This window comes from Leifsonia sp. NCR5 (genome assembly GCF_002105485.1).
In the GTDB taxonomy this organism is placed as follows: Bacteria; Actinomycetota; Actinomycetes; order Actinomycetales; family Microbacteriaceae; genus Leifsonia.
Genome location: NZ_NCSR01000010.1, coordinates 66,714 through 93,431, shown reverse-complemented (window position 1 = coordinate 93,431; position 26,718 = coordinate 66,714). Strand labels below are relative to the sequence as shown.

General features: G+C 67.9%; 27 protein-coding genes, 1 tRNA gene and 1 other RNA gene. 11 read left to right on the top strand and 18 right to left on the bottom strand.

Annotated features, from left to right (window positions below; translation table 11 throughout):
• Positions 1-26: 26 nt before the first annotated feature.
• The 4 genes from B7438_RS10420 to ssrA form a co-directional block, all read right to left on the bottom strand.
• The gene (locus B7438_RS10420) at positions 27-2,198 is read right to left on the bottom strand and encodes an alkaline phosphatase family protein (protein WP_085369484.1); all 2,172 of its coding nucleotides are present in this window, start codon (positions 2,196-2,198) and stop codon (positions 27-29) included.
• 166 nt (positions 2,199-2,364) lie between these two features.
• A complete protein-coding gene (locus B7438_RS10415; protein ID WP_085369483.1) occupies positions 2,365-3,111 on the bottom strand; it encodes a GntR family transcriptional regulator in 747 nt (248 codons plus the stop codon).
• A 45-nt stretch (positions 3,112-3,156) separates the two neighbouring features.
• Positions 3,157-3,951: a thioesterase family protein gene (locus B7438_RS10410; RefSeq protein WP_085369482.1), complete on the bottom strand. Its 795-nt coding sequence runs from the start codon at positions 3,949-3,951 to the stop codon at positions 3,157-3,159.
• Between the two features lie 82 nt (positions 3,952-4,033).
• Positions 4,034-4,429: a transfer-messenger RNA gene (gene ssrA, locus B7438_RS10405) on the bottom strand.
• Positions 4,430-4,556: 127 nt separating this feature from the next.
• On the opposite strand from ssrA, the gene B7438_RS10400 reads away from it, so the two are divergent.
• The gene (locus B7438_RS10400; RefSeq protein WP_085369481.1) at positions 4,557-5,225 is read left to right on the top strand and encodes an SIMPL domain-containing protein; all 669 of its coding nucleotides are present in this window, start codon (positions 4,557-4,559) and stop codon (positions 5,223-5,225) included.
• 13 nt (positions 5,226-5,238) lie between these two features.
• Here the strand turns inward: B7438_RS10400 and B7438_RS10395 are convergent, their stop codons facing one another.
• From B7438_RS10395 to prfB, 6 genes are all read right to left on the bottom strand, one after another.
• A complete protein-coding gene (locus B7438_RS10395) occupies positions 5,239-5,979 on the bottom strand; it encodes a tyrosine-protein phosphatase (RefSeq protein ID WP_085369480.1) in 741 nt (246 codons plus the stop codon).
• Between the two features lie 76 nt (positions 5,980-6,055).
• Positions 6,056-6,532: an SsrA-binding protein SmpB gene (gene smpB / locus B7438_RS10390; protein WP_055892644.1), complete on the bottom strand. Its 477-nt coding sequence runs from the start codon at positions 6,530-6,532 to the stop codon at positions 6,056-6,058.
• A 70-nt stretch (positions 6,533-6,602) separates the two neighbouring features.
• Entirely contained in the window at positions 6,603-7,508 is a 906-nt protein-coding gene (gene ftsX / locus B7438_RS10385; RefSeq protein ID WP_085369479.1) for a permease-like cell division protein FtsX, read from the bottom strand.
• The gene (gene ftsE / locus B7438_RS10380; protein WP_085369478.1) at positions 7,505-8,686 is read right to left on the bottom strand and encodes a cell division ATP-binding protein FtsE; all 1,182 of its coding nucleotides are present in this window, start codon (positions 8,684-8,686) and stop codon (positions 7,505-7,507) included. The genes ftsX and ftsE overlap by 4 nt, the downstream gene beginning before the upstream one ends.
• Positions 8,687-8,783: 97 nt before the next feature.
• A complete protein-coding gene (locus B7438_RS10375) occupies positions 8,784-9,251 on the bottom strand; it encodes a GNAT family N-acetyltransferase (RefSeq protein ID WP_256921972.1) in 468 nt (155 codons plus the stop codon).
• Complete coding sequence (prfB, locus tag B7438_RS10370) at positions 9,221-10,336, bottom strand: peptide chain release factor 2 (RefSeq protein ID WP_085369476.1); 1,116 nt, start codon at positions 10,334-10,336, stop codon at positions 9,221-9,223. Before prfB ends, B7438_RS10375 begins: the two co-directional genes overlap by 31 nt.
• Before the next feature lie 71 nt (positions 10,337-10,407).
• Between prfB and B7438_RS10365 the strand changes: the two genes are divergently transcribed.
• From B7438_RS10365 to B7438_RS10355, 3 genes are all read left to right on the top strand, one after another.
• A complete protein-coding gene (locus B7438_RS10365) occupies positions 10,408-11,676 on the top strand; it encodes an MFS transporter (RefSeq protein WP_085369475.1) in 1,269 nt (422 codons plus the stop codon).
• Positions 11,677-11,772: 96 nt separating this feature from the next.
• A complete protein-coding gene (locus B7438_RS10360) occupies positions 11,773-12,810 on the top strand; it encodes an LLM class flavin-dependent oxidoreductase (RefSeq protein ID WP_085369474.1) in 1,038 nt (345 codons plus the stop codon).
• Between the two features lie 16 nt (positions 12,811-12,826).
• Positions 12,827-12,908, top strand: a tRNA-Leu gene (locus tag B7438_RS10355).
• Between the two features lie 83 nt (positions 12,909-12,991).
• Here the strand turns inward: B7438_RS10355 and B7438_RS20230 are convergent.
• Entirely contained in the window at positions 12,992-14,335 is a 1,344-nt protein-coding gene (locus B7438_RS20230) for a hypothetical protein (RefSeq protein ID WP_143465767.1), read from the bottom strand.
• A gap of 248 nt (positions 14,336-14,583) precedes the next feature.
• On the opposite strand from B7438_RS20230, the gene B7438_RS10345 reads away from it, so the two are divergent.
• Positions 14,584-15,303, top strand: coding sequence for a DedA family protein (locus tag B7438_RS10345; RefSeq protein ID WP_085369472.1), 720 nt, complete (start codon positions 14,584-14,586; stop codon positions 15,301-15,303).
• Positions 15,304-15,351: 48 nt separating this feature from the next.
• Here B7438_RS10345 and B7438_RS10340 read toward each other — a convergent pair whose 3' ends face one another.
• From B7438_RS10340 to murI, 4 genes are all read right to left on the bottom strand, one after another.
• Complete coding sequence (locus B7438_RS10340) at positions 15,352-16,254, bottom strand: cation diffusion facilitator family transporter (protein ID WP_085369471.1); 903 nt, start codon at positions 16,252-16,254, stop codon at positions 15,352-15,354.
• A gap of 104 nt (positions 16,255-16,358) precedes the next feature.
• Positions 16,359-16,958 carry an RdgB/HAM1 family non-canonical purine NTP pyrophosphatase gene (rdgB, locus tag B7438_RS10335; protein WP_085369470.1) on the bottom strand — a complete coding sequence of 200 codons (600 nt, stop codon included), beginning with the start codon at positions 16,956-16,958 and terminating at the stop codon, positions 16,359-16,361.
• Positions 16,958-17,713, bottom strand: a complete 756-nt coding sequence (rph, locus tag B7438_RS10330; RefSeq protein ID WP_085369469.1) for a ribonuclease PH — start codon at positions 17,711-17,713, stop codon at positions 16,958-16,960. Before rph ends, rdgB begins: the two co-directional genes overlap by 1 nt.
• A gap of 88 nt (positions 17,714-17,801) precedes the next feature.
• Positions 17,802-18,623 carry a glutamate racemase gene (gene murI / locus B7438_RS10325; protein WP_085369468.1) on the bottom strand — a complete coding sequence of 274 codons (822 nt, stop codon included), beginning with the start codon at positions 18,621-18,623 and terminating at the stop codon, positions 17,802-17,804.
• Between the two features lie 71 nt (positions 18,624-18,694).
• On the opposite strand from murI, the gene B7438_RS10320 reads away from it, so the two are divergent.
• Positions 18,695-20,002, top strand: a complete 1,308-nt coding sequence (locus B7438_RS10320) for a nicotinate phosphoribosyltransferase (RefSeq protein ID WP_085369467.1) — start codon at positions 18,695-18,697, stop codon at positions 20,000-20,002.
• 36 nt (positions 20,003-20,038) lie between these two features.
• Here B7438_RS10320 and B7438_RS10315 read toward each other — a convergent pair whose 3' ends face one another.
• From B7438_RS10315 to B7438_RS10305, 3 genes are read right to left on the bottom strand one after another with little or no spacing between them, the layout of a single operon-like run.
• On the bottom strand, positions 20,039-20,323 hold the full coding sequence (locus tag B7438_RS10315) for a DUF3039 domain-containing protein (RefSeq protein ID WP_085369466.1): 285 nt from the start codon (positions 20,321-20,323) through the stop codon (positions 20,039-20,041).
• 40 nt (positions 20,324-20,363) lie between these two features.
• Positions 20,364-21,941 carry a hypothetical protein gene (locus tag B7438_RS10310; RefSeq protein WP_256921970.1) on the bottom strand — a complete coding sequence of 526 codons (1,578 nt, stop codon included), beginning with the start codon at positions 21,939-21,941 and terminating at the stop codon, positions 20,364-20,366.
• Positions 21,917-23,029, bottom strand: a complete 1,113-nt coding sequence (locus B7438_RS10305; RefSeq protein WP_085369464.1) for an ABC transporter ATP-binding protein — start codon at positions 23,027-23,029, stop codon at positions 21,917-21,919. Before B7438_RS10305 ends, B7438_RS10310 begins: the two co-directional genes overlap by 25 nt.
• A 401-nt stretch (positions 23,030-23,430) precedes the next feature.
• Here B7438_RS10305 and B7438_RS10300 point away from each other — a divergent pair, with 401 nt between their 5' ends.
• From B7438_RS10300 to B7438_RS10280, 5 genes are all read left to right on the top strand, one after another.
• Positions 23,431-24,123 carry an NTP transferase domain-containing protein gene (locus B7438_RS10300; RefSeq protein WP_085369463.1) on the top strand — a complete coding sequence of 231 codons (693 nt, stop codon included), beginning with the start codon at positions 23,431-23,433 and terminating at the stop codon, positions 24,121-24,123.
• A gap of 99 nt (positions 24,124-24,222) precedes the next feature.
• Positions 24,223-25,032, top strand: coding sequence for an ABC transporter permease (locus tag B7438_RS10295; RefSeq protein WP_373270193.1), 810 nt, complete (start codon positions 24,223-24,225; stop codon positions 25,030-25,032).
• Positions 25,032-25,769 (top strand): ABC transporter ATP-binding protein, encoded by a 738-nt coding sequence (locus B7438_RS10290; protein WP_085369462.1) that lies wholly within the window; start codon positions 25,032-25,034, stop codon positions 25,767-25,769. The genes B7438_RS10295 and B7438_RS10290 overlap by 1 nt, the downstream gene beginning before the upstream one ends.
• A 139-nt stretch (positions 25,770-25,908) precedes the next feature.
• Positions 25,909-26,298, top strand: coding sequence for a hypothetical protein (locus B7438_RS20835; RefSeq protein ID WP_256921969.1), 390 nt, complete (start codon positions 25,909-25,911; stop codon positions 26,296-26,298).
• A gap of 105 nt (positions 26,299-26,403) precedes the next feature.
• Positions 26,404-26,718 (top strand): helix-turn-helix domain-containing protein, encoded by a 315-nt coding sequence (locus tag B7438_RS10280; protein ID WP_085369461.1) that lies wholly within the window; start codon positions 26,404-26,406, stop codon positions 26,716-26,718.

Genomic DNA, 26,718 nt, shown 5'->3' with positions numbered 1-26,718 from the left:
AGGTGCGGTGCGGTGCGGCGGTCAGGTCACGCGGTCAGCTGCGCCACGCGCCCCGCATACCGGTGCTGCCACCCGGTGCCGGTCGCCGCCGTGACGACCACGTCGTAGTACCCGTCCGTGGTCGGCCAGGTGATCGTCTCCGTCGCGCCGGGGTGCACCCACACGCTGCGCGTGCCACCCGCGAAGTCGTTGGCGGTGAGCGTGTAGTGCACCGGCTGCAGGCCGTCGTCGTGCAGCGCGATCGTCAGGGTGGGCTCGCTCCCCGCGACCAGTGCGACGTCCACCCGGGGCACGCCGGCGTTGTCCTGCCCGGCCGGCAGCACGGTGCCCGCGTGCGATCGCACGAACCCGTCCGGTCCGTACACGGTGAACGCGTATCGACCGTCGTGCGCCGCCGCGTCCCAGCTGTACGCCGCGGGCGACGCTGCCGTCACCGTGTGCGGCGTGTTGCTGAACGGCAGGTACTTGTCGGGGAACGCCTGCAGGCTGACCGCTTTCCCCGCCGCGCCTCCGACGAGGCTCAGCCGCGCGGTCACGGTGCCGGTCTCCCTGTCCTCCTCGAACGTGCCGTGCGGGTGGAACGACAGCGGGCGGGGGCGCAGCGCGCCGCCGTCCCACTTGTCCGCCGGCGGCACCTGCGTGCTGATCGTTCCTCCTGCGCGCGCGATCTGCACCAGCGCCTCGGTGTCCGGCAGCGACGGGATGTCCACCACCGGATGTGCGAAGTCCAGCGCACTCGTCAGGTCGCCGCTGATCCCGCGCCGCCACTGCGTGATGGTGGTGCTGAGCGCCGGGGTGCCGAGCGCCGTGGTCCAGGTCTCCAGGAACTGGAGAATCGAGGTGTGGTCGAACGTCTCGCTGTTGACCCAGCCGCCGCGGGTCCACGGCGACACCAGGATCGCCGGGACGCGGGCGCCGTAGCCGATGGGCGTGCTGCCGGAGTACTCGCCGGGCGTGCCCGGCTCGGCGAACGGTGGGAGGACGTGGTCGTAGTATCCGTCGTTCTCGTCGAACGTCATGATCAGCAGGGTGCTCTTCCACAGCTCTGGATTGCTCTGCAGCGTCTGGATCACCCGGTTGCTGAAGTGCGCGCCGTGCTCCGGGTTCGCCGACGGGTGCTCGGTCCAGCCGTACGGGGCGACCACCCACGACACCTGCGGGAGGGGCTGGGCCGCACCGGGCTGGCAGGCGGCGATGAAGTCCTTGAGCACGGCGTTCAGGTTGGCGTCGCTGTCGTTGTTGGGGGCGCCGGTCGGGGCGTACGGCGCCGACCCCGCCCGCCAGACGAGGCCGGTCCCCGGGGCGTTCTTGACCGCATCCACCCGGTTGGCCGCGTCGGTCGCCGTGCTGCCGGAGGTGGTGAACGCCGCGAACCCGCGGATCGGGTTGTCGGTGTAGTCGCCGACCCAGCTGCTGCCGTTGTTGCTGTTGTCGACGTAGATGCGCCACGAGACGCCCGCCTTCTGCAGCGCCTCCGGGTAGGTCTGCCAGGTGCGGGTGCCGTTGGACTCCCCTCCGTTGTCCGTGACGCCGTTGGAGGTGCCCGTCCAGTGGTAGAGCCGGTTCGGGGTGGTCGGGCCCATCACGGAGCAGTGCCAGGCGTCGCAGATCGTGTACGCGCTGGCGAGCGACCACTGCCACGGGATCTCCTCGCCGGTGACGTAGTTCATCGTGGACGGCCCTTTGGCCCCGATCCAGTTGTTGTACCGGCCGCCCGCCCACGCGCCGAGCCCGCCGGAGTACGAGTGGTCGAGCCCGGTCGTCGTGCCGGCGACGGTGGTGACCCTGCTCGGCTTCACGAACGACGCCCCGCTCGGCTGCGAGAACACGTCGGTGCCGTTCTGGAACCGCAGCGCCTGCTTGTCCTCGAACCCGCGCACGCCGGGTAGGGCGCCGTAGTAGTGGTCGAATGCACGGTTCTCCTGCACGAGCACGACGACGTGCTTCAGGTCGCTGATGTCCCCGGCGAAACCGTCGGGCAGCACGTACGCGGGCGCGCGCCGCGCCGCGCCCGCCGCCTGCCCGGCCTGCCCCGCCCACGCCGCACCGGTCGTGCCACCCAGCACCGCGGCGCCGCCGAGCAGCCCGAGCGCTTTGAGCATCCCGCGCCGGGACAGCCCGGACCGCAGCACCTCCGGAGGAACGGTCTCCGCGCGCTCGTACGGGTCAGGGATGAAGTCTTCCGGCTCGCTGGACATGGCTCTCCTGGTGTCTGATTCGTTCAAGGCCGCGGACAGCCGACCAAACCGAAGGAAACCGCCGGTGAACGCCAGGCGACCGAAGGCCCCGGATGCGCGTGCACGGCCGAATTCGCGCGCCGAGTGTTCACACTGGGCGTCGCGGGACGGCGTCGCGGAGCGACTGTCACACCACCGCGCGGGTGCTCTCCCCCGCGTTCACGTCGAACGCGATCGTGCCCGCCAGATACCGGTCGACCCCGAGCTCCACGACCCTGCCCTCCCTGGTGGCCGTGGTGCGCGACACCTGCAGCAGCGGGCTGGACCGCCGGACCCCCAGCAGCGCCGCATCCTGAGTGGACGCCGCGACCGCCTCGATCCGGTGGCTGCCCGACGTCACCCTGATCCCCTCCAGCGCCAGCGCCGCCGTGGTCGACGCCACGTCGTTCGGCATCGCGTCGACCACGTCCGCCACCCACGGCGCCCACGCCGACCGCTCCACCATCACCACCAGCCCGTCCAGCGTCCGCACCCTGGTGAAGCACAGGATGCGCTCCCCCGGCCGCACCCCCAGCTGCTGCGCCTCCCGCGCATCCGCCCCACGCCACACCCGCGCCGAGATCAGCCCGCCGGCGACCCGTCCGCCGGCCTCCGCCCACTGGGCGAACGACAGCATCCTGTCGAACACCTGGGTGTGGTGCCGAGCCTGCACCATCCAGCCGTCCCTCGGCCGCGCAAGCACCAGCGACTGCCGCGCCAGCTTCGCCATCGCCCCGCGCACGAGGCTCCTGGTCACCCGGTACTCCTCCGCCAGCGACGCCTCGCTCGGCAACCGCATCCCCGCCACGAACTCCCCCGACTGGATGCGCCTCCGCAGGTCGGCGGCGATGTCCTGCGACGCGACGGTGCGGGGGCTCTCACTCTGCTGCGGCACCCCAGGAGCGTACGGCGGCCGGGAGACCGGGAGGTGGCGCGGGCCTTAACGGGAGCCGGGCGCCGGCGGCCGCCGGACGGTCAGCGTCTGCTCCGCCCTCCCCACCGGTCCCCGTTCGTCGTGGAGTCCGGAACTGGTCAGCCCCTGCCCGGTCGGCCCGAACGTGACGGTCGTGTCGAGCCCGACCCAGCGTCCGGTGGGCTGCGTGTGCAGGTGGATCGTGAGGTCGAGGTTGGGGAACATCCACTCGCCGGGCTGCTGGCGAACGGCGATCCCGTTGGCGGTGTCGACCAGGGCGATGAATGCGGCGTGCGCGCTGACGGCCTCCCCGGCCACGAGCTCGCGATCGGTGCGGAGCCACGCCATCCCGCGTCCGGGCCGCGGCGGCTCCTCGGCGCGCATCTCGAGCGACGCGACGTACCCGCCCGGCCAGGTGTCCGCGATCCCCCACTCGTGCCCCTCCTCCGGCACGGAGAACGTCGCCGACTGGCCACCGGCGACCTCGCGGGTGTCGCTGTCGATCGTGTACCAGCCGCGCGCCAGCACGACGGCCCTCCCCGCGATGACGACGGTCGCCTGCACCAGCTCGATCGTCCGCCCCGGACGCAGCGTCTCCACCGCGATCTCGCACACATCGGCGGCGAGAAACCCCAGGATGTCGAAGCTGAGCCGGGCGAGAGACATGCCGGCCGCACCGTGCGCCGCCCGGTGCACATCCATCGCGTGCGCGATCAGGCCGCCGAGCGGACTGAAGTGGATCTCCGCATCGTTCCACGCCCCGCCGGCGTCGGGCAGCGGACGGAAACGGCTGTCGTCGAGACGTTCGAAGTATGCGCTCATCGCACACCATTCTGGCGGGCGGAGACCAGAAAAGCCGCCCAACAGGGCGGCTCGCACTCGAACAACGCGTGACAGCGACCAATGGTGGAGATGGGGGGAATTGAACCCCCGTCCACTGCTGTGGTCATATGCCTTCTACGGGTGTAGCCAGTGTTGACGTTCTACTCGGCTCCGGAATTTGCCACTGGCACCTAAACCGACGAGCCCAGCATCAGTGCACGTCCCTCCACGCCCTGATACTCAACATGGAGGCAAGCTCTCTAGATGACGCCAGAATCCGGGTAGAGAGCTATTCCCGGCTTGACGGTCTCATAAGTTGCTTTGGAAGAACTTACGCCGCGAGGGCGAAGTCTGCCTTGGCAGAGACAGTGCTCTTTGAATTGGCACTTGTTTTTTGCATGCATCGTTTACGAGATAAGCATGCATCCTCGACCCGCTTCTCACACTCTCGCAGACAATGTCGAAACCGATCATCCCCGTGCGCAGCCGGTGAGGCTGGGTCGCTGTCACGCGCTGTTGAGTTGTCCAGATACTGTTCTCACCGCTTGCGGCGAGCTTCTCATCCTACAACATCCCGAGGCCCCGTTCTATGCCACGATCGGAAGATGGCCGACACGATCATCACCGTCCAGGGCGAATACGAACTGCATCAGCCTGCCGAACGCGGCACCGTCCGCCTCACCGTCGCGTACGACGGACCGAGCCGGGACGAGGTGCTCGCGCTCACGACGCAACGCCACCTCTCCCTCACCAGCGAGCTGCGGGACATCCACAATCCGCAGTCGGGGCCCGTCACCTGGTGGTCGTCCGACCAGTTGCGGGTGTGGGGAGAGCGGCCGTGGAACCAGAACGGCAAGCAGCTGCCGATCGTGTACCACGCCCAGGTCGGCATCGAGGCGAAGTTCAGCGACCTCGGCGCGCTGTCCGACTGGGTCGGCGTGGTGTCGCTGCTCGACGGCGTCACCGTGTCCGGCGTGACCTGGGCGCTGACGGAGGCGCGCAAGCAGACCCTGGTGCAGGAGGCGCGACGCCGGGCGGTCGAGAACGCGGTCGCGAAGGCGACCGTCTACGCCACCAGCCTCGGGCTCGGCTCCGTCAAGCCGCTCGCGCTCAGCGATCCGGGAATGCTCGGCGACCACACCTCCGCACAGCAGCAGTCGCAGCCGATGTTCGCAAGGGCGGCGTCCGCAGACGTCGGCGGAGGGACGCTGGCGTTGAAGCCGGAGGACATCACCATCGCGGTCCAGGTGCACGCTCGCTTCGCCGCATCCTGAGCCGCGACGCGCCTCAGCTCTCCTCGACCAACACCGAGCGCAGCTTGGCCAGTTCCAGGTCGTCCAGCCCGGCGTCCTTCAGGTAGGCGTGGACGCCTCCGCGCTCGCGGTCGATCAGGTCGAGCGCCGACTCGAGCGCTTCCGGCGGGCTGCCTCCCATGATCACGCGCAGATCGGGAGTCACCTCGACGCCGTGGCTCTGCACCAGCTTCAGCATGCCTTCGAGCCAGGGGCCGGCGAGGTTCGCCTGCGTGCGCGCGTAGTCGTCGACCACCGTCTGGCGGTCGACGCCGACCGCGAGCAGGGCGAGCGCGATCACGATGCCCGTGCGGTCTTTGCCCGCCGTGCAGTGCACCACCACGCCCTCGTCCCCGGTGTCCGCGATCTCGCGCAGGGCGGTGATCACCACATCCGTGTGCTGCAGCACGATCTTCGCGTAGAGGTCGGCCAGGGTCGCACCGATCGTGGCCTGGGAGGCGCCGGAACCCTCGAACACCGGCAGGTGCAGCACCTCCACGTCCAGCCCGTCGAGGTCGTCCGGCAGCGTCTTCACCTCGAAGTCGTCGCGCAGGTCGATGATCACCCGCACGCCCAGTTCGCGCAGCGCGTCCTTGCCCGTCTCGCCCAGCGAGTGCAGGCCGTCCGAACGGAACAGCTTGCCCGATCGGATCGTTCCGCCGTCGGCCCGATACCCGCCGACATCGCGGAAGTTGTACGTGCCGTTCACGGGGATGCGCGGTGCGATCGAACTCATGCGTTCAGTCTGCCACGCGCCCCGACGCGCCACCCGCGCTCCCCCGACGTGCGTTGCGCAGAGGCGCTGCCCGCGGCTACTCGCCTAGGTGCTTCCTGCTCGACATGGCCCTGTCGGCCTCGCGCTTGTCCTGCCGCTCGCGCAGCGCCTGGCGTTTGTCGTACTCGCGCTTGCCCTTGGCCACCGCGATCTCGACCTTCGCGCGCCCGTCGCTGAAGTAGATCTGCAGCGGGACGATCGTGTACCCGCCCTCTTTCACCTTGTTGTGGATCTTGAGGATCTGCGCCTTGTGCAGCAGCAGCTTGCGCTTGCGGCGCGGGGCGTGATTGTTCCAGGTGCCGTCCGCGTACTCCGGGATGTGCACGGCGTCGAGCCACGCCTCGCCTCCGTCGACGAACGCGTATCCGTCGACGAGGGATGCGCGACCGGCCCTCAACGACTTCACCTCGGTCCCCGTCAAGACCAGACCGGCCTCATAGGTGTCTTCGATGGTGTAGTCGTGGCGGGCTTTGCGATTGGTGGCCACCACCTTCTGGCCACGTTCCCTGGGCACAGCTCACTCCTGACGCGTTCGATCGGATGCCGCCCGCGGTACGCAAGGCAGCCATCCAGTATATGGCGAACTAGACCTTCAGGTAGCGACTGATCGCGAAGTTCGCCGACGCCGCCGCCAGAACCACCCCCACGAGGAGCAGCAGGGGCGCCACGACGAGCGCATCCCCCTCCCCGACGAAGTTGATCGACTGGATGCGTTCGGACAGGAACCCGCGCACGAAGAAGTGCACGATCCCGTACACCGCCCCCGCCGCCAGGATCGAACCGATCAGTGCAGCGAACACGCCCTCCAGGATGAACGGCGTCTGGATGAACCGGTTGGACGCACCCACCAGCCGCATGATGCCGAGCTCCCGTCTTCGCGAGAACGCCGACAACCGGATGGTCGTGGCGATCAGCAAGGCCGCCGCCACGAGCATCAGCGCTGCGATGCCGATGGCGGTGAAACTGGCCGCGCGGAGGATCGAGAAGATCTGGTCAAGGTAACTGCGCTGGTCGACGACGCTCTGCACACCGGCGGCACCGGACAGCGTCTCGGTCAGCACGGCCGAGTTGCTCGGGTCCTTCAGGTTGACCCAGAACGTCTGCGGGATCATCTCCGGCGTGACGAAGTCGGCGATCTGGTTGCCCTTGAACTGCTGCTTGAACTGCTCGTAGCCCTGCTTCTGATCCTGGAAGTAGAACTTCTGGATGTACGGGGACAGCTCAGGAGACTCGAGCTGCTTCTTCACGGCGGCGATGGTCTGTTCGTTCGCCGCCCCTCCCACGCAGTTGTCGGTCTCCGTGCACATGTACACGGCCACCTGGGCACGGTCGTACCAGTAGGTCTTCATCTGGTTGATCTGCATCTGCAGCAGCACGGCGGTGCCGACGAACGTCAGCGAGATGAAGGTGACGAGGATGACCGAGACGACCATCGACACGTTGCGGCGCAGCCCGTTCGCTGCCTCGGACCAGATCAGGCCGAATCTCATTTGGTCGGCCCCACATTCTGCTCGCCGTTGGAGTCGCTGTCGTCCCGCAGACCCCGGAGGTCGAGGTTCGCGGTGAAGTTGAGGTGGTCGGGGAGGTTATCGCTCGCCGGAGGAGACGGCGGTGGCGGCGGCGTTGTCGCGGCCGTCGCGAACTGCACCGGCGCGGGGTATTGCTGCTGAGACGGCGTCTGCTGCGACTGCGCCGACACAGGCTCCGGATGCGTGACCCCGGCCTGCGGGACGGCCACCGGCTGCTGCGGCTCGGCGGGGGCGGGTTGCGTCTGCTGCGGTGCGGCCTGGACCGGTACCGGAACGCTGACGGGTGCCGCCGGGTCGGACGTGGGTACGTGCGGCCTGGCCATCTCCTGCCGAGGCTCGTACGCCGCCTGCTGCGGCGCATACGCGGGCTGCTGCTGCGCAGATTGCTGCACCGGCGCGGACGCCGGCCGCGCATCCTGCAGGTGCTCCGCGGCCTGCATGGTGGGGATCGCCGCGGTGACGCCGTAGCCGCCGTGACGCTCGTCGCGGATGATCTGCCCGTTGACGAGCTCGATCACGCGACGCTTCATCTGGTCGACGATCGCCGCCTCGTGCGTGGCCATCAGCACCGTGGTGCCGCCCGCGTTGATGCGGTCGAGCACGGCCATGATGCCGGCGCTGGTTGCGGGGTCGAGGTTACCCGTCGGCTCGTCGGCCAGGAGCACCTGCGGCTTGTTCACCACCGCGCGGGCGATGGCGACGCGCTGCTGCTCACCACCGGACAGCTCGTGCGGGAGGCGCTGCGCCTTGCCGTCGAGGCCGACCATCTTCAGCACGTCGGGGACGGCCTCCTGGATGAAGCCGCGCGACTTGCCGATCACCTGCAGCGTGAACGCGACGTTCTCGAAGACCGTCTTGTTGGGCAGCAGGCGGAAGTCCTGGAACACCACGCCGATGTTGCGGCGGAAGTACGGGACCTTGCGCGACGAGATCGTGCCCAGGTCCTGCCCGAGCACATGGATCTTCCCCGTGGTGGGCTTCTCCTCTTTGAGGATGAGCCGCAGGCAGCTCGACTTGCCCGAGCCGGATGCACCGACGAGGAAGACGAACTCCCCACGCAGCACTTCGAGGTTGATGGCGTTGAGTGCCGGGCGCGAGGTGCCCGAATACTGCTTGGATACGTGTTCGAACCGGATCATGACCTCTAGAGACTAAGCAACCCTGGGCCGATCCGCAGTAGCGACTCACCATTGCGCGACAAGCCTGGATGCGGCCCGAACGGCAGCCGTCAGCGAGCTATCCGGCGAATCGGAACGTGTTGGTGTCCCTGCGCACGAACCCGACGGACTCGTAGAGCCTGATCGCCGCCACCCTGGACGGGCGGGAGGTGAGGTCGAGGGTGCGGATGCCGAGTTCGGCCGAGCGGGCGATCATCGCCTCGAGCAGGCTCCTGGCGACACCGCGGCCGCGGGTGCTCTCGTCGACGACCACGTCGTCGATGTGACCGCGGAGGCCCGTCGGGATGGCGTACGCGACCAGCGTCGCCATGCCGACGATCGCGCCGTCGAGGCGTGCGACGAAGAGGGTCGCGGCCTCGCTCGCCACGACGCGCTCTAGGAGCGCCCTGTCGAAGGTCGCGCTGGACGAGAGCTGCGGGAGCAGCGTGACGACAGCATCCACCAGCTCGTCGTCGACGACGGAGGCGACCTCGATCACCGCGGACGGCTGGCCGCTCACGCGTCGGCCTTCGCGCCTGCACGCCACCGGATGCCCGCGGCGATGAAGCCGTCGAGGTCTCCGTCGAAGACGTTGGCGGGGTTGTTGACCTCGTAGTCGGTGCGCAGGTCTTTGACCATCTGGTACGGCGCGAGCACGTAGCTGCGCATCTGGTCGCCCCAGCTGGCGGTGATGTTTCCTGCGAGTTCCTTCTTCGCCGCAGCCTCCGCCTCGCGCTGCAACAGCAGCAGGCGGCTCTGCAGCACGCGCATAGCGGCGGCGCGGTTCTGGATCTGGCTCTTCTCGTTCTGCATCGAGACCACCGTTCCCGTGGGGAGGTGGGTGATGCGGACGGCCGAGTCCGTGGTGTTGACGGACTGGCCACCCGGGCCGGACGACCGGAACACATCCACCCGGATGTCGTTGTCCGGGATCTCGATCGACTCGGTCTCCTCGATCAGCGGGATGACCTCGACCGCGGCGAACGAGGTCTGGCGCTTGCCCGCCGAGTTGAACGGGCTCATCCTGACCAGGCGGTGCGTTCCCGCCTCGACGGACAGCGTGCCGAACGCGTACGGGGCGTCCACCTCGAAGGTGGCCGACTTGATGCCGGCCTCCTCCGCGTAGCTGGTGTCCATGACCTGCACGGGGTATTTGTGCTGCTCGGCCCAGCGCAGGTACATGCGCAGCAGCATCTCGGCGAAGTCGGCGGCGTCGACGCCACCGGCGCCCGCGCGGATCGTGACGACGGCGGGACGCGGGTCGTACTCGCCGTTCAGGAGCGTCTGCACCTCGAGGTCGCCGAGACTCTTCTGCAGGGACTCGAGCTCGGTGCGCGCCTCGGCGGCGGTGGCTTCGTCGCCCTCGCCGTCGTTGGCCATCTCCACGAGCACTTCGAGGTCGTCGAGCCTGCGCTCGATCGAGGTGATGCGGGCGAGCTCGGACTGCCGGTGGCTGAGCGCGCTGGTGATCTTCTGGGCGTTCTCGGTGTCGTCCCAGAGGTCGGGAGCACCCGCCTGCTCGCTGAGCGAGGCGATCTCGGCGGTGAGAGCGTCCACGTTCACCACGGAACGGATGTCGGCGAACGTCGAGCGCAGTTCGGCGATCTGCTGGGAAAGATCGATTTCAATCATGTCGCCGACCAGCCTACCGGGGAGGTCCGGCCGCCGGGGCCCCGCGCATCCAGTTGTAGTGTGTTAAAGAAATGACTTCCGACGAGCGACCCTTCTCTTTCCGGTCCGTGGCGCTCGCCGCCTTCCTCCCCACGCTGCTGTTCTCCATCGGCGAGGGCGCGATCATCCCGATCATCCCCATCGCGGCGGGCAATCTCGGTGCGAGCCTGGCCATCGCGGGCTTCATCTCCTCGATGGTGATGCTCGGCGAGCTGGCCGGGGACATCCCGAGCGGCTGGGTGGTGTCGCGGATCGGCGAGCGCGCCTCGATGATCTACGCCGCCGTCGTCGCGATCCTCGGCGTCGGCGTCTGCCTGGTCGCTCCCAACTACTGGGTGCTCATGGTCGGGATCTTCGTGGTCGGCCTGGCGACGGCGGTGTTCGCCCTCGCGCGCCACGCGTTCATGACCTCGTACGTCCCGCAGCGCTACCGCGCCAGGGCGCTGTCGACGCTCGGCGGCATCTTCCGCTGCGGCTGGTTCGTCGGACCGCTGATCGCCTCGCTCGTGATCAGCATCACCGGCTCGACGCAGTCGGTGTTCTGGATCTTCATCGTCAGCTGCCTCGGCTCGGTGGTCGTGCTGATCGTTCTGCCGGACCCGGAGAAGATGTTCGGGCCGAGCCCGGCCGCGGCGGTCGAGGGCGGCGAGGTGCTGACCGCCGGGGAAGAGGAGGCGGAGGAGCGCACGCACGGCCTGTTCCGCACCATCTGGTCGTTCAGGGCCGTGCTGGCCAGGATGGGCACCGGCGTCGCGCTAATCGGCGCCATCCGGTCGGCCCGCACCGTGCTGATGCCGCTGTGGGCCATCAGCATCGGTCTGAGCGAGGCGAACACGGCGCTCATCATCGGCATCGCCGGTGCGGTCGACTTCGCCCTGTTCTACGCGAGCGGGCAGATCATGGACCGCTTCGGCCGGATGTGGAGCGCCCTGCCGTCGATGCTCGGCCTGGCGCTCGGCTTCCTCACGCTCGCCTTCACCCACGACCTGGATGCGCGCGTCGCCTGGTACATCGGCGTCTCGCTCTTCCTCTCTGTCGCCAACGGCATCGGCTCCGGCATCATCATGACGCTCGGTGCCGACCTCGCCCCGAAGGATCAGCCTGCCCCGTTCCTCGGCGCGTGGCGGTTCGCGGGAGACGCCGGCCAGGCGGCGGCCCCGCTGCTGGTGTCCCTGCTGACGGCCGTGGTCTCCCTCGCCTTCGCCAGCGGCGCGATCGGGGTGCTCGGCTTCGTCGGCGCCGCGATGCTCGCCCGGTACATCCCCCGCTACGTCCCGCGCCGCGCCCGGCCGAGCGAATAGCTTCCTCCCCCTTCGCACACTCGACGGAATAGTCTCGGTGCAACAGCGTTGGGGTGTATGCAAACGCATACACCTGCGACACGGGATGAGGACAGTATGAGCACGAAGCTCGAACTCGGGATCGACACGTTCGGCGACGTCACCAACGACGCGGACGGCCAGCCGCTCCCCCAGGCGCAGGTGCTGCGCAACGTGGTGGCGGAGGGCGTGCTCGCCGACCAGGTCGGCCTCGACTTCATCGGCGTCGGGGAGCACCACCGCAAAGACTTCGCCGTGTCGGCGCCCGAGGTGGTGCTGGCCGCCATCGCCGGGCAGACCGAGCGCATCCACCTGGGTTCGGCGGTCACCGTGCTCAGCTCGGACGACCCCGTGCGGGTGTTCCAGCGCTTCGCAACGCTCGACGGCGTCTCCGGCGGCCGCGCGGAGGTCATCCTCGGCAGAGGGTCGTTCATCGAGTCGTTCCCGCTCTTCGGCTACGACCTCGGCCAGTACGAGGAGCTGTTCGAGGAGAAGCTGAATCTGTTCACCGAGGTGCGCAAGCAGGAGCCGGTGACCTGGACGGGCGCTCTCCGCGCATCCCTCGACGGCCAGTCGGTGTACCCGCACCTGGAGAACGGCCTGCTGAAGACCTGGATCGGCGTGGGAGGAAGCCCCGAGTCGGTCGTCCGCGCCGCCCACTACGGCCTGCCGCTGATGCTCGCGATCATCGGCGGAGGCCCGATGCGGTTCAAGCCGCTGGCCGAGCTGTACCGCAACGCGCTCGAACAGTTCGGCGGGGACACCACCCTCCCGATCGGCGTGCACTCCCCCGGCTTCATCGCCGCCACCGACGAGGAGGCCAAGGAGACGCTCTGGCCGCACTACGAGGCGATGACCAACAGGATCGGCCGCGAGCGCGGCTGGCCGCCCGCGACGCGTGCACGGTTCGAGCACGAGGCAGGAGAGGACGGCGCCCTGTTCGTCGGCTCGCCGGAGACGGTCGCGAAGAAGATCGCGTACATCGCCAACGGCCTCGGCATCGAGCGCTTCGACCTCAAGATCAGCAACGGCACCCTCGGCCACGACCACCTGATGAAGGCCATCGAGCTCTACGGCACCGAGGTCGCCCCGCGCGTGCATGAGCTATTGTCGTAGCCGCGCCTAGCGCACCGCGGGAGTGGTGAAATTGGCAGACACGCAGGATTTAGGTTCCTGTGCTTTCGAGCGTGAGGGTTCAAGTCCCTTCTCCCGCACCGGACAGCGGACGTCTCCCAGCCAGCCCAGGTATCAGCGACCCACTCTTCCTGGCAGCGGCGAGATACGGGTCATTCGCGAGTCAATCCATGAGGCGGAAGGGTCCGCGATAGGGATCTAACTGCAATTCCCTGACCAAGGTCGACGGTTTCACACCAATCTCCAGGCCGACCCAAAAGCGCAGGATTTGCAGATTCTCGCGAAGCGAATTCGCCATGTCGAGCGAATCGGGAAACTCGCCGCGGTTCGCGTGCTTAGCGCCCATGTATGCGGCGTTTGACCGCGCAATCCACTCGTCGGTGTTGGTAAATGGCTTCACCTTCATGTCGTCCAATACCACTTGAAGCGACGTGTTGAAGGTCATTTGCCCTCTTCTATCGAGATGAGAGCCGTCGTTCTTGTTGACGTCAATCGCATACCCGAGAGCTTCAAGCGCAATGCCGCTTTGCACCACGCTTGAGACGCTCCACGGTTCTTCGGAGCGAAGAATACTCATCAGCGCACCGACGACACGATCGTATTCCGATCGAAGCTTCAACCAGCGTCTGATTCCGCGAGCTCCAATCTCGCTGTATGGGAAAAGAAATCTCGAACGTTCAAGCGGAACCGACTGCTTCTGGAGCCGATGATGGGCTACCTGTAGCCACGGGGCCTCCGCAGGCTTGTCCGGCGAGACTCGCACTTGGTCGACGTCGAGCCGCACTTCGACACGCGAGAATCCGAATGGCCTCCACCCGGAGATCGAAACGAGCTCGAGCAAAGCATCATGCACGTCGAGATGCTCGTTCCATCGCCTTACGTCGCTCGTGTGTGTTTGCAGCTGAACCGCCTGATGAGCCACAAATCCGTTTCTGGGTCGCTCTGATCGCCAGGTCACACGCAGAATAACGTTGAGGCGCTTCGAGACCGAGACATCCGGTGGACTCGACAGGGAGAGCGTCACGGCCCGGGTCCGTCCCTTTTCGTCCGATTGGCGTTCGATCGCCATCGCACTGAGACCCGTCCACTCAGTGATTGCGTCCGATTCGGTACGCAAACCGTTGACCTTTTCGTAGCCGAAATGATTGCCACCGAGCACCGCGAAGTTGCACACAATCTTCCCGTGGCCGGTCGACGAGTTGCTCTGATAACTCGTTGCCCGGCAGCCCACCAAAACCACTTGGCCTGCCGTATCTCGGAAGACCATTACCCGGGGCGGCTCATAACTGTGTCTGGTGCGGTCAGGGTCGTCGAGGTAAAGAACATTGCCGGACCACCACCGCTCGTAGTAGTCGTCACCCTCGATGTCATCGAGCAGGAGGGTCAATTCAATCGATGCCCCTGTGTCAAGGAGCACTGCGGCTATATACGCCGTACGTGGTTGCCCATCAATATGAAGCCATCCGAGTCGTGGCTCACCCTGCAACAATGTGTTGGACTGGTTCATGCCTGCAAGGGTAGCCATGGGCCTCAGCCGTGTCCGGCGGCCCAGACACTGTCATCAAGGTAGCGATGCTTGAACTCGAACGACGGAGACCGTTGCAGACACCGGACGCTGGACGTCTCCCAGCGGGGGACGGCGCAGGGTCAGACCACAGGATGATCTTTTCTCACGGCGTGCACATTCGCATGGTCTCCGCAGGTGGCGGCCACTAAACTCGGCAGCATCCCGCACCGAACGCCCTCTGGAGAATCTTGATCCATCACGCCGGACTCATCCCGTGGCTCGACCCGCACACCATCATCGACGCCGCCGGTCCGTGGGCGCTCGTCGTCGTCGGCGCGATCGTGTTCGCGGAGACGGGCCTGCTCGTCGGGTTCCTCCTGCCGGGTGACACGCTCCTCGTCATCTCCGGACTGCTCACGCACACCTCGCTGGTGTTCGGCGTCGACATCTGGTGGGTCTGCCTGGTGATCGCGTTCGGCGCATTCCTCGGAGGCGAGGTCGGCTATCTGATCGGCCACAAGTTCGGGCCACGGGTCTTCGAGCGCAAGGAGAGCGGTCTGTTCAGCATGGAGAACGTGCGCCGCACCAACGCGTTCTTCGACCGCTTCGGCGCTCTCGCCGTGATCGTCGCCCGCTTCGTGCCGATCGTGCGCACCTTCGCGCCCGTCGCGGCCGGCGTCGGGCACATGAACTACAAGAAGTACTCGCTCTACAACGCCATCGGCGCGCTCATCTGGGGTGCAGGGCTCACCTACTTCGGATTCCTCATCGGCTACATCCCGCCCGTCGCCGACTTCGTCTCCAGCTACATCGACATCATCCTGATCGGCGCCGTGCTGATCACGCTGGTGCCCACGCTCATCCACTACTTCCAGTCGCTGCACAAGGCGAAGAAGAAGGCGGCAGCGGCGGCCGAGGCCGGCGAGCCCACCAGCGCGCCTGAGCCCCGGACGACGCCGGACGCCTGATACCCGGACGCCTGACCGCCTGACCGAGCAGCGTCACGGCTGCAGCCGTCAGGCGTGGAACTCGTCCTCGTGGGCGGCGTGCTCCGCCGGTTCCAGCTGGAACGTGGAGTGCTCGACGTCGAAGTGCTTCGACAGGCATCCGGAGAGTTCGTCCAGCAGGTCGCCCGTCTTGCCGGAGCTGAACACCGACGGCTCGACCACCACGTGCGCCGTGAACACCGGAGCGCCCGACGTGATCGCCCAGACGTGCACGTCGTGCACCGCGACCACCCCGGGCGTCTTCCGGATGTGGTCCCTGATCTCCGCCACGTCGGTGTCCGCGGGAGCCGCCTCGCTGAGCACGCGCATCACATCCCGCAGCAGCAGGTACGCGCGCGGCACGATGAACACCGCGATCAGCAGCGACGCGATGGCGTCCGCCTGCACGAACCCGGTGGCCAGGATGACCACGGCCGCGACGATCACCGTCACCGACCCGATCAGGTCGCCGAGCACCTCCAGGTACGCGCCGCGCATGTTGATCGAGTGTCCGGCGGCCGGGCGCAGCAGCAGCAGGGCGCCGAGGTTCGCCACCAGGCCGATGGCCGCGACGATCAGCATCGGGATGCTCTGCACCTCCGACTCGCCCGCCACCAGCCTGCCGATCGCTCCGATGGTGACACCGACGGCGACCACCAGGAGGATCAGCCCGTTGATGAGCGCACCGAACACCTCAGCCCTGCGGTAGCCGAACGTCTGCCGGTCGCTGGCCGGGCGCGCGGCGACGATGGTCGCCAGCAGAGCCACGATCAGCCCGGTCAGGTCGCTGAGCATGTGCCCGGCGTCCGCGAGCAGCGCCAGCGAGCCGCTCAGCCACGCGCCGACCACCTCGACGACCAGAACGGTCGCGACGATCCCGATGGCGATCAGGAGCCGGTTGCGATTGGCGGAATGCCCGTGGTTGTGTCTCATCACCATCAACGGTATGCAGTGGATGCGCGACCCGCCAGATCAGCGGCCTAGATAGGAATGAGTGCCGTTCTCATTCTCACTGCCGAGCGCTCCCTGCGAAGCGCTCAGCGCGAGCGCTCCACCAGCGCGGTCAGCGCGGGGACCATCGCCGCGAACGCCCGCGCGCGGTGGCTCTCGGCGTTCTTCACCGCCGGCCCGAGCTCGGCGGCCGTGCTCTCGTGCCCGGCCGGCACGAAGATCGGGTCGTAGCCGTGGCCGTTCGTGCCGCGTGCCGTCCGCGCGATGCGGCCGGGCCACTGGCCCTCCACCACCGTCTCGTCTCCGTCCGGGGTGACGAGCGCGAGCGTCGCCGTGAAGTGCGCGCCGCGCGTGCCGATCGGCAAGTCGGCGAGCTGGTCGAGCAGCAGCCGCAGGTTCGCCTCAGCGTCGCCGTGCGAGCCTGCCCAGCGGGCGGAGAAGATCCCCGGTGCCCCGCCCATCGCATCCACGCAGATGCCCGAGTCGTCCGCGAGCGCGGGCAGCCCGGTGTGCGCCGTCGCCGCACGCGCCTTGATCAGCGCGTTCTGCTCGAAGGTGACGCCGTCCTCGACCGGCTCCGGGCCGTCGTACGCCACGATCTCGAGGCCGGGGACCGCATCCCCGAGGATCTGCTGGAACTCGGCAGCTTTGTGCTGGTTGTGCGTGGCGAGGACGACGCGGACCATCAGTCCTGCGCTCCGCCCGGCGTCGCGGCCAGCGCTGCGGTCTGGATCTGCGCGAGGTCGGCCGCTCCGCCGACGGCGAGGTCGAGCAGCGCATCCAGTTCGCGGCGGTCGAAGGGTGCGCCCTCCGCCGTGCCCTGCACCTCGACGAAGAGGCCCCGGCCGGTGACGACCACGTTCATGTCCGTCTCGGCGCGCACGTCCTCGACGTATGCCAGGTCGAGCATCGGCTCCCCGTCGATGATGCCGACCGAGACCGCAGAGACCGAGTCGATCAGCGGGGTGGCCTTCTGGCCGATGAAGCGGTGCTCCCGACCCCACTCCAGCGCGTCGGCCAGGGCGACGTACGCTCCGGTGATCGCGGCGGTGCGGGTGCCGCCGTCCGCCTGCAGCACGTCGCAGTCGAGCACGATGGTGTTCTCGCCGAGCGCCTTCATGTCGACCACCGCGCGCAGACTGCGGCCGATCAGCCTGCTGATCTCGTGCGTGCGGCCGCCGATCTTGCCCTTGACGGACTCGCGGTCCATCCGGCTGTTGGTCGAGCGCGGCAGCATCGAGTACTCCGCGGTCACCCAGCCCTTGCCCTTGCCGGCCATCCAGCGCGGCACGCCGTTCGTGAACGACGCGGTGCAGAGCACCTTGGTGTTGCCGAACGAGATGAGCGCAGAGCCCTCGGCCTGCGTGCTCCAGCCGCGCTCGATGGTGACCGGCCTCAGCTGGTGGGTGGTGCGCCCGTCGGCGCGGATGATGTCAGTCACGGTTTCTCCTCGGTGATGCTGGATGCGGGGATGCTGGATGAAGCGTTTCTGGGTGCTGCGTTTCTGGATGCTGCGGCCGGCGCGTCGATCACGGGCGCGGCAGCTCGATCACGCCGGTCTGCACGAGGTCGACGGAGGCGACCTGCGGACCGATGAACCGGTGCGCGAGGCGCAGGAACGTCTCGGTGTCCGCCCCCGTCGCCTCGTAGTGGATGGTCGGAGGCAGCGGCGAGGTGCGTTCGAGCCCGCCGCCCACGATGGTGCGGTACACGTCCTTGGCCGTCTCGGTGTCGCTCGATACGAGCGAGACGCCCTCCCCCATCACGTAGGAGATCGCGCCCTTGAGGAACGGGTAGTGCGTGCAACCGAGCACGAGCGTGTCCACGTCGGCGTCGCGCAGCGGCTGCAGGTATTCGGCGGTCACCTGCAGCACCTCGTCTCCGCTGGTGACACCGGCCTCGACGAACTCCACGAAGCGCGGGCAGGCCTGGGTGAACAGTTCGAGAGACGGGGCGGCGGCGAAGGCGTCCTCGTACGCGCGGGAGTTGATGGTGCCGACGGTGCCGATCACACCCACCCTGTTGCTGCGGGTGGCGGCGACCGCGCGGCGCACGGCCGGCTGGATGACCTCGATGACCGGCACGGAGTAGCGCTCCCGCGCATCCCGGAGCATGGCGGACGAGGCCGTGTTGCAGGCGATCACGAGCATCTTCACGCCCTGGTCGACCAGGAAGTCGAGCACGTCCAGCGAGAAGCGGCGCACGTCGGCGATCGGCTTCGGCCCGTACGGGGAGTGCAGCGTGTCGCCCACGTAGAGGATGGACTCGTTCGGGAGCTGATCGCGGACGGCGCGTGCGACGGTGAGCCCGCCGACGCCCGAGTCGAAAATCCCAATCGGTGCATCGGTCACAAGAAGCCAGCCTACAACGAGAGCGCTGCCGCGGCCCGGCCGCACCCGGCCTTCGCTAGGCTGAACGGGTGATGGCCTCCTCCGCGTTGCTGACAGACCGCTACGAACTCACCATGCTCGACGCCGCGCTGCTCAGCGGCACGCACGACAGGGAGTGCGTGTTCGAGGCGTTCACCCGCCGCCTGCCCGCCGGGCGCCGCTACGGCATCCTGGCCGGAACCGGACGGCTGCTCGAACTGATCGAGCAGTTCCGGTTCGGAGACGAAGAGCTCGACTACCTGCGCAGCAACAACGTGGTGCGGGATGCGACCATCGACTGGCTCGCGGACTACCGGTTCAGCGGCACCATCTCCGGCTACCGCGAGGGCGAGGTGTTCTTCCCCGGGTCGCCGTTCCTCGTCGTCGACGCACCGTTCGCCGAGGGGGTGATCCTGGAGACCCTGCTCCTCAGCGTCTTCAACTACGACTCGGCCGTCGCGAGCGCCGCGGCCAGGATGGTCACCGCAGCCGGCGGCCGCCCCGTCGCCGAGATGGGCTCCCGGCGCGCCAACGAGCGGGCCGCCGTCGCCGCTGCGCGCGCCGCGTTCATCGCCGGGTTCAGCGCCACCTCCAACCTGGAGGCCGGCCGCGCCTGGGGCGTGCCGACGATGGGAACGGCCGCGCACGCCTTCACCCTCCTGCACGACAGCGAGGAGGACGCCTTCCGCGCCCAGGTGGATGCGCTCGGCCCCGGCACCACGCTCCTGGTCGACACGTTCGACGTCGAGAAGGCGATCGACACCGCCGTCCGCGTCGCCGGCACCGGGCTCGGCGCCGTCCGCCTGGACTCCGGCGACCTGCCGAACCTCGTCCGCCGGGTGCGCGACCAGCTCGACGGGCTCGGAGCCGTGAACACGAAGATCACGGTCACCAACGACCTCGACGAGTTCACCATCGCGGCCCTCGCCGCCTCCCCCGTCGACTCGTACGGCGTCGGCACTTCCGTGGTCACCGGCTCCGGACATCCGGCGTCCGGCATGGTCTACAAGCTGGTCGCGCACCGCGAGCACGACGGCACAGGCGAGTGGATCCCGGTGGCCAAGAAGTCCGACGGCAAGGCCACGGTCGGCGGCCGCAAGCATCCGGTGCGGCGGCTGGACGACACGGGCGTGGCGGTGGCAGAGGCCATCCACGTGATCGAGAAGGGCGCGACGGTCGACGACCGGGGACGCGACCTGCTCGTGCCGCTGATCACCGACGGTGTCGTGCACCGCGAGCACCTGGGCGCAGCGGGGACGGCCGCGGCCAGGGAGCACAGGGCGCTCGCGATGGCGGAGCTTCCCGACCAGGCGTTCCGCGTCGGGCGGGGCGACCCCGTGCTTCCGACGCTCTACGTGTAAAGCGGCTGCGCCGCATCCACCCGGGCTGCGCGCCGGCTACTCGTCGCGCAGCTTCTCGTAGATCTCTTTGCAGCTGGGGCACACCGGGAATTTCTGCGGGTCGCGGCCCGGGGTCCACATCTTGCCGCAGAGCGCCTTGACCGGCTTGCCCGTCATGGCGGACTCGAGGATCTGCTCCTTCTTGACGTAGTGCGAGAAGCGCTCGTGGTCACCGGGTTCGATGGCCTCGTTCTGCAGGAGCTCTTCGAGCTCGCGGTCGAGCGTCGCCGTTCCTCCGCCGTCCGGCAGGCCGCCGGGTTCCGAAATGCTGTCGTCGTACATGCCCACCAGTCTACGTTCCACGCGTCGCGCCACAATCGGCTCAGTCGTTGCGGTTGGCGAACGCCATGAGCTCCGGGCCGCGGTGGTCGAAGGCCTTCGCACCGAGGTAGAGGCCGCCGAAGAGGGCGCCGAAGCCGAGCACGATGGCCGCCACAGGGGCGATGCCCAGCCAGAACGGGCTGAGCGTCAGGCCCAGCACGAGGAACACGATGATCGGTGACGCGAGGATCAGGATCGCGAAGAAGCTCAGGGCCTGCACCAGCGCCGCAGAGGCGCCAGAGGTCTGCGGTTGCGCGAACGCACTGTCGCCCGGCTTGGTGGCCGGATACGGGAAGAGCGCGGAGAACAGGCTGGACAGCCCGAGCCCGATCAGCAGGATGGCGCCGCTCAGCGCGCCGACGGCGGGCAGCACGGCCCAGTCGCCGTACACCGCGGCCGTGATGATCGACCCGATGATGACGACGGGGATGCCGAACAGGATCGGCGGGAACATCCTGCCCACCCTGTCGGCGATGCCGCGGGTGCCGGAGACGACGTGCAGCCAGATGGCGGTGCTGTCGTACGCGACATCGTTGTGGATGGTCCAGCCGAGGAACAGGCACACCAGCGGCAGCGGCACGAGAGACACGTAGTGGCCCGGGATGCCGGCGAGGGTGAGAGCGACGATCACGAAGATGGGCACGACGGGGATCATCACCAGCGAGATCCAGTAGCGGGGGTCGCGTGCCCAGTAGGTCATCGACCGGGCAGCGATGGCCGCCGTCGGACCGCCCTTCAGCCGGCCGAACCAGCCGAGCCCGTGATACGCCTTGGCGTGCGCCTCGCGCTGCGGGGTGACGAGCATCTTCGCGACCAGCGAGGTCCAGGCGAGCCAGAGCAGGCCGACCGTCGCCGCGGCGATCAGAAGCTTGAGCACGGCGATGCCCCACGCGCCCTCCGCGGCCTCTCCCGGCACGGACCACACGGCGCCGAGCGGCGTCCAGCCGAGCCAGGCCGCGAACCCGGACAGCACGCCGAGGCCGTCGCGTCCCCAGTCGATGGTCATCAGCAGGATGATCACCGGTGCGATCAGCACGATGATCAGGATGCCGATGACCCCGCCGAACTCGCGCGACCGGCGGGTGGCGAGCAGGAACGACGCCACCGACGTCGAGACGCGGCTCGCCAGGACGCAGGTCAGCACCAGCAGCGCGGCGGACACGATCGCGATCAGCGTGGTGCCGGGATCGCGCGACCAGGTGACGACCGTCCCGACGGCGCAGATGGTCAGCACGATGGACGGGATGCCGATCAGCGCGGCGAGCAGCAGCCCGGTCGACAACTGCCGGTTCGGGATGCCGAACAGCGAGAACGCGCGCGGGTCGAGCGTGTCGTCGACCCCGAACACCAGCGGAAGGAGGAAGAACCCGGCCACGACGATCGAGCCGACGACCACGAGCACGTGGTGCACCTGGGCGACGTCCGGGACGAAGCGGGCGGCGATGAGGCTGCCGACGACCACGAAGGTGACGAAGAAACCGTAGACCAGCCCCACCGAGAGGCCGACGACTTGCCACGGGCTCCGCCGGAAGGCGTTGCCCATGAGGCGCAGCTTCAGTCCGAGAAACTGTGCAACCACTCCATGCCCTCCGCTGCCTTGCGTCCGCCTGCCAGCTCGACGAACCGCTCCTCGAGGGTCTGCTCACCGCGCACCTCGTCGATGGTCCCGGCCGCGAGCACCTTGCCCTGCACGATGATCGCGACGCTGTCGCACACCCGCTGGATGAGGTCCATGCCGTGACTGGACAGCACCACCGTGCCGCCCGCCGCCGCATAGCGCTGCAGGATCTCGATGACGTTCGCCGCGGACACGGGGTCGACGGACTCGAACGGCTCGTCGAGCACGAGGAGGCGCGGCGAGTGGATCATCGCAGCGGCCAGCGCGATCTTCTTGGTCATGCCCGCCGAGTAGTCGGCGACGAGGCGGTCGAGGGCGTCCTCGATGCCGAACGCCGTCGCGAGATCGGCGGAGCGCGACCGCACGGTCTTGGCGCTCAGTCCGCGCAGCGTGCCGGAGTAGTGGAGCAGCTGGGCGCCGGTGAGCCGGTCGAACAGCCGCAGCTTGTCGGGGAGGACGCCGATCGCGCGCTTGGCGCGGACGGGGTCCGTCCAGGCGTCGATGCCGTGCACGAGCACCCGTCCGGCGTCCGGCCGGAGCAGCCCGGTGATCATGGAGAGCGTCGTGGTCTTTCCCGCGCCGTTCGGCCCGACGATGCCGTAGAAGGAGCCCTCCTTCACGTCGAGCGACACGCCGTCGACGGCGACCGTGTCGCCGAAGCGCTTGTAGAGCCCTGTGACGCTGAGCACGCTCTCGGTGGAGGTGGGCGCCGCCTTCGTCTGCGTGCTGGCAGCATTGGATGCGGCGGGCGCGGCGGGCACGGCAACCTCGGCGGGCGCATCCACCGCAGCAGGCGCATCCACCGCACCAGGCGCAGCCACTTCGGCGGGCGCGGCGACCTCGATCGTCGCGGTCGTCTCGACCGGCAGGGTCGCCTTCGTCGCACGCGGCTTCGTGGTGCGCGGTGCGCGCGGCGATGCGCTGCGCGTGCTCGAACCAGCGGCTGCCGCCGCCGTCTTCGCGCTCGGAGCGCGTTTCACCGCCGCGGGCTTCGCAGCCTTCGTCGGCGGCGAGGAGACACCGTCTCCCTCACCTGCATTCGCGGCCATCTCGTCCCCCGTCCGCTCCCCAGCGCTCGATGTCTTCTGTGCGGTCTTCCGTCTCGGCGTCCCCGGCGTACGCGCCGTGATCGGCTCGGTGCTGTCGGATGGCGCTTGCTCGGAACTCACGCAGCTAACGTACCAAGACGCCCGGGTCTTCGGAGCCCCACCCAGCCATCTGGAGCGGTCCCGCAGCCTAGGAAAGTCCTGTGAGGTACATAACGACCCAACAACGACATCCGTCAACCCCTGCCCCTCGAATGGGTGCGCCGGTATTCTGGCGGAGGCATGAAGGGGTGTCGATACGCGTAAGTGCGGCTGAACCCTGGGCGAACCCTCAACCAGACTTCGGTGACGTGGCGGCCAGACGGTCACCATCACCCGTCCGCACGGAACCCAAGGAGACAATTGTGACGACCCAGGTAGTGATTCTGGCAGCCGGCATGGGCAGCCGTCTCGGACGAAGCCTTCCGAAGCCTCTCACCGAGCTCAGCGACGGCCGCACCATCATGCAGCAGCAGTTCGACAACATCCACGCTGCCTTCGGCAAGGACGCCAAGGTCACGATCGTCGTCGGCTACAAGCTCGAGCACATCATCGAGGCGTTCCCCGACGCCTCCTTCGTCTACAACGAGCAGTACGACCAGACCAACACCTCCAAGAGCCTCATGCGCGCCCTGCAGGCGTCCGGCAACGGCGGCGTGCTCTGGATGAACGGCGACGTGGTCTTCGACCCGGCCGTCCTCGTGCGTGCAGCAGCCACCGTCAACCGCGACCAGTCGTTCGTGACCGTCAACACCTCGTCGGTCGCCGACGAGGAGGTCAAGTACACCACCGGAGCAGAGGGCTACATCCAGGAGCTGTCGAAGACCGTCAAGAACGGTCTGGGCGAGGCCGTCGGCATCAACTACATCTCCAGCGCAGACAAGGCGGGCCTGCTGCGCCAACTGCAGCGCGTCGGCGACCAGGACTACTTCGAGCGCGGCATCGAGCTCGCGATCGAGCAGGACGGGATGCTCGTCGAGCCTGTCGACATCTCCGACCTGTACGCCGTCGAGGTCGACTTCCAGGAAGACCTGGAGCGCGCGAACCTCTTCGTGTAGTCCGCCGCGCAAACGAAATTCACGCGTCGTCGCTGTATTTTCGTACAGTCATGTGGGCTGCGTGACGAGCACGCAGCTTCGATCAATACGATGGGTTCCGTGACCAGTACATTCACTGCCGTGCGCCCTGCGCAGCGAACGAAGTTCGCCCGCTATCGGCACTCCCTCTGGTTGCTGACCAAGCGCGACCTGCGGGTCCGGTACTCGACCAGCGTGCTCGGCTACCTGTGGTCGATCCTCGACCCCCTGGTGATGAGCGGCATCTACTGGCTCGTCTTCACCCAGATCTTCCACCGCAACGTCGGGGAAGACCCGTACATCGTCTTCCTGCTCGCCGCCCTCCTGCCCTGGATGTGGTTCAACGGCGCGGTCTCGGACAGCACCAGGGCCTTCCTGCGCGAGTCGAAGCTGATCCGGTCGACCATGATCCCGCGCTCGATCTGGGTGAACAGGATCGTCGCATCCAAGGGCATCGAGTTCCTGCTGTCCCTCCCCGTGCTCGCGTTCTTCGCGATCATCGGTGGGGCGACGATCAGCGTCGACATCCTGCTGTTCCCGCTCGCCGTGCTGATCCAGGTCATCCTGACCGTGGGCGTCGGGCTGATCGTCGCGCCGCTCGTGGTGTTCTTCCGCGACCTGGAGCGCGCGATCAAGCTGTTCCTGCGCTTCCTCTTCTACGCGTCCCCGATCATCTACAGCGCACGCGATCTCGAACACATCCACATCCTGAAAGACCTGGCGGCGTTCAACCCGCTCACCGGTCTGTTCAGCCTGTACAGGGCCACCTTCTTCGCGAAGGAGCTGGACTGGTATCTCGTGCTGATGAGCGCCCTGGTGTCGCTCATCCTGCTGGTGGTCGGCGTCCTGGTGTTCCGGCGGAGCGAGCGCGCCGTCCTGAAGGAGATCTGATGACGGCACCCATCATCGACGTGGCCGACCTCGGCGTGCGGTTCCGCAGGAACCGCGGAGGACGGCGCTCGTTCAAAGACCTGTTCAGCTCGCGGCAGCGGCGCACCCGCCCCGACGACTTCTGGGCGCTCCGCAACGTCAGCTTCAGCGTGGGCGAGGGCGAGGCCATCGGCGTCGTCGGCCGCAACGGCCAGGGCAAGTCCACGCTGCTGAAGCTGGTGGCCGGCGTCATGCTGCCCGACGAGGGCTTCGTGCGGGTCGAGGACGGCGTCGCGCCGCTGATCGAGATCACCGGCGGGTTCGTCGACGATCTCACGGTGCGCGACAACGTCTACCTGACCGCCGGGCTGCACGGGATGTCGCGCTCGCAGATCGACGAGCGGTTCGACAGCATCATCGACTTCGCGGAGATCCGCGACTTCGTGGACACCCCGTACAAGCACCTGTCGAGCGGCATGAAGGTGCGCATCGCCTTCTCCGTGATCTCGCAGCTCGAAGAGCCGATCATCCTGGTGGACGAGGTGCTCGCCGTCGGAGACAGGGGCTTCCGAGAGAAGTGCTACCGGCGCATCGAGGAGCTGCTCGCGGGCGGCAGGACGCTCTTCTTCGTCTCGCACAACGAGAAGGACCTGCGCCGCTTCTGCGAACGCGGCCTCTACCTCGACAAGGGCTCCCTGGTGCTCGACGGCTCCATCGACGACGTGCTCGAGCTCTACAACCGCGACTACGGGAGCTGACCGAAACTCCCGGTCAACGGCGGTTTCCACAGCCCCGCCAATCCCTCCACAATTTAAATTACGGCACGTTGTCCACATAAAGGGCACGAACACCCGACCAGACGGCTCCCGCGTCAGACGCCATCATTAGTTTGTAGCCATGATCCGCCGCCCCCATGAAGCCCACCGTCCCTCCGAGACCCGTCGTCCCTCCGCCCTCCGGCGCCCGTCCGCGCTCCGCGTCCCCGTGGTGCGCCGGCCACCGGCATCCGGAGCGGGGCACGCCGTCGCACGCCCCGTTCCGTGGGTGGTCGACCGCAGCGCTCCCCCGCTCTACCGGCTGGTGAACACCAGCCGGGATGTGCTCAGCGGGGTCACCGTCAGCATCTCCGGCCGCTCCCGGCTCCACGTGAGCTCGCCCAGCACGATCGCCCCGGATGCGTCGGTGGTCGCCACGGTGATCGGGCGCGACGTCGCCAGAGACACGATCCTCGTCGTCCGGTGGTTCCATCCGGACGGCACGGAATACCTCTGGAACGTCAGCTTCTAGGCTCGCCGGGCATCGCATGTATTTCACATCTTTTACGCACACGGCGAAAGAGTCCGAGGTCTTTCGGCTCTGGCCACGGACGCACGCTCGCCGTATTTATTGTTTATGTCCCCAGAACCCCTGTCCCCAGCCGCCCTGATCTTCGGCCGTCGGGTGCGCGGCGTCCGCATCGAGCTCGGTCTCAGCCAGGAGAACGTGGCCGACCTCGCGCAGATGCACGTCACCAACTACGGCAAGATCGAGCGCGGCGTCGCCAACCCGAGTCTCGTGACCATCCTGCGCATCGCGAGCGTGCTCGGAGTCGACGTCGGCGCCCTCACGACCGATCTGACCGGTGAGCATCTGCCGGAGGTCTACAGCGTGCTCCCCGCGTCCGACTATCTCCGGTCACGGCACGGGCGCACGCGCCGGCCGCTCTGA

Bases quoted from the DNA above. Each gene is read 5' to 3' on its own strand.
- B7438_RS10420 (WP_085369484.1), bottom strand. From the start codon at position 2,198: ATGTCCAGCGAGCCGGAAGACTTCATCCCTGACCCGTACGAGCGCGCG.
- B7438_RS10410 (WP_085369482.1), bottom strand. From the start codon at position 3,951: ATGAGCGCATACTTCGAACGTCTCGACGACAGCCGTTTCCGTCCGCTG.
- B7438_RS10400 (WP_085369481.1), top strand. From the start codon at position 4,557: ATGGCCGACACGATCATCACCGTCCAGGGCGAATACGAACTGCATCAG.
- B7438_RS10395 (WP_085369480.1), bottom strand. From the start codon at position 5,979: ATGAGTTCGATCGCACCGCGCATCCCCGTGAACGGCACGTACAACTTC.
- ftsX (WP_085369479.1), bottom strand. From the start codon at position 7,508: ATGAGATTCGGCCTGATCTGGTCCGAGGCAGCGAACGGGCTGCGCCGC.
- ftsE (WP_085369478.1), bottom strand. From the start codon at position 8,686: ATGATCCGGTTCGAACACGTATCCAAGCAGTATTCGGGCACCTCGCGC.
- prfB (WP_085369476.1), bottom strand. From the start codon at position 10,336: ATGATTGAAATCGATCTTTCCCAGCAGATCGCCGAACTGCGCTCGACG.
- B7438_RS10365 (WP_085369475.1), top strand. From the start codon at position 10,408: ATGACTTCCGACGAGCGACCCTTCTCTTTCCGGTCCGTGGCGCTCGCC.
- B7438_RS10360 (WP_085369474.1), top strand. From the start codon at position 11,773: ATGAGCACGAAGCTCGAACTCGGGATCGACACGTTCGGCGACGTCACC.
- B7438_RS20230 (WP_143465767.1), bottom strand. From the start codon at position 14,335: ATGAACCAGTCCAACACATTGTTGCAGGGTGAGCCACGACTCGGATGG.
- B7438_RS10340 (WP_085369471.1), bottom strand. From the start codon at position 16,254: ATGAGACACAACCACGGGCATTCCGCCAATCGCAACCGGCTCCTGATC.
- rdgB (WP_085369470.1), bottom strand. From the start codon at position 16,958: ATGGTCCGCGTCGTCCTCGCCACGCACAACCAGCACAAAGCTGCCGAG.
- B7438_RS10320 (WP_085369467.1), top strand. From the start codon at position 18,695: ATGGCCTCCTCCGCGTTGCTGACAGACCGCTACGAACTCACCATGCTC.
- B7438_RS10315 (WP_085369466.1), bottom strand. From the start codon at position 20,323: ATGTACGACGACAGCATTTCGGAACCCGGCGGCCTGCCGGACGGCGGA.
- B7438_RS10305 (WP_085369464.1), bottom strand. From the start codon at position 23,029: ATGGCCGCGAATGCAGGTGAGGGAGACGGTGTCTCCTCGCCGCCGACG.
- B7438_RS10290 (WP_085369462.1), top strand. From the start codon at position 25,032: ATGACGGCACCCATCATCGACGTGGCCGACCTCGGCGTGCGGTTCCGC.
- B7438_RS20835 (WP_256921969.1), top strand. From the start codon at position 25,909: ATGATCCGCCGCCCCCATGAAGCCCACCGTCCCTCCGAGACCCGTCGT.
- B7438_RS10280 (WP_085369461.1), top strand. From the start codon at position 26,404: ATGTCCCCAGAACCCCTGTCCCCAGCCGCCCTGATCTTCGGCCGTCGG.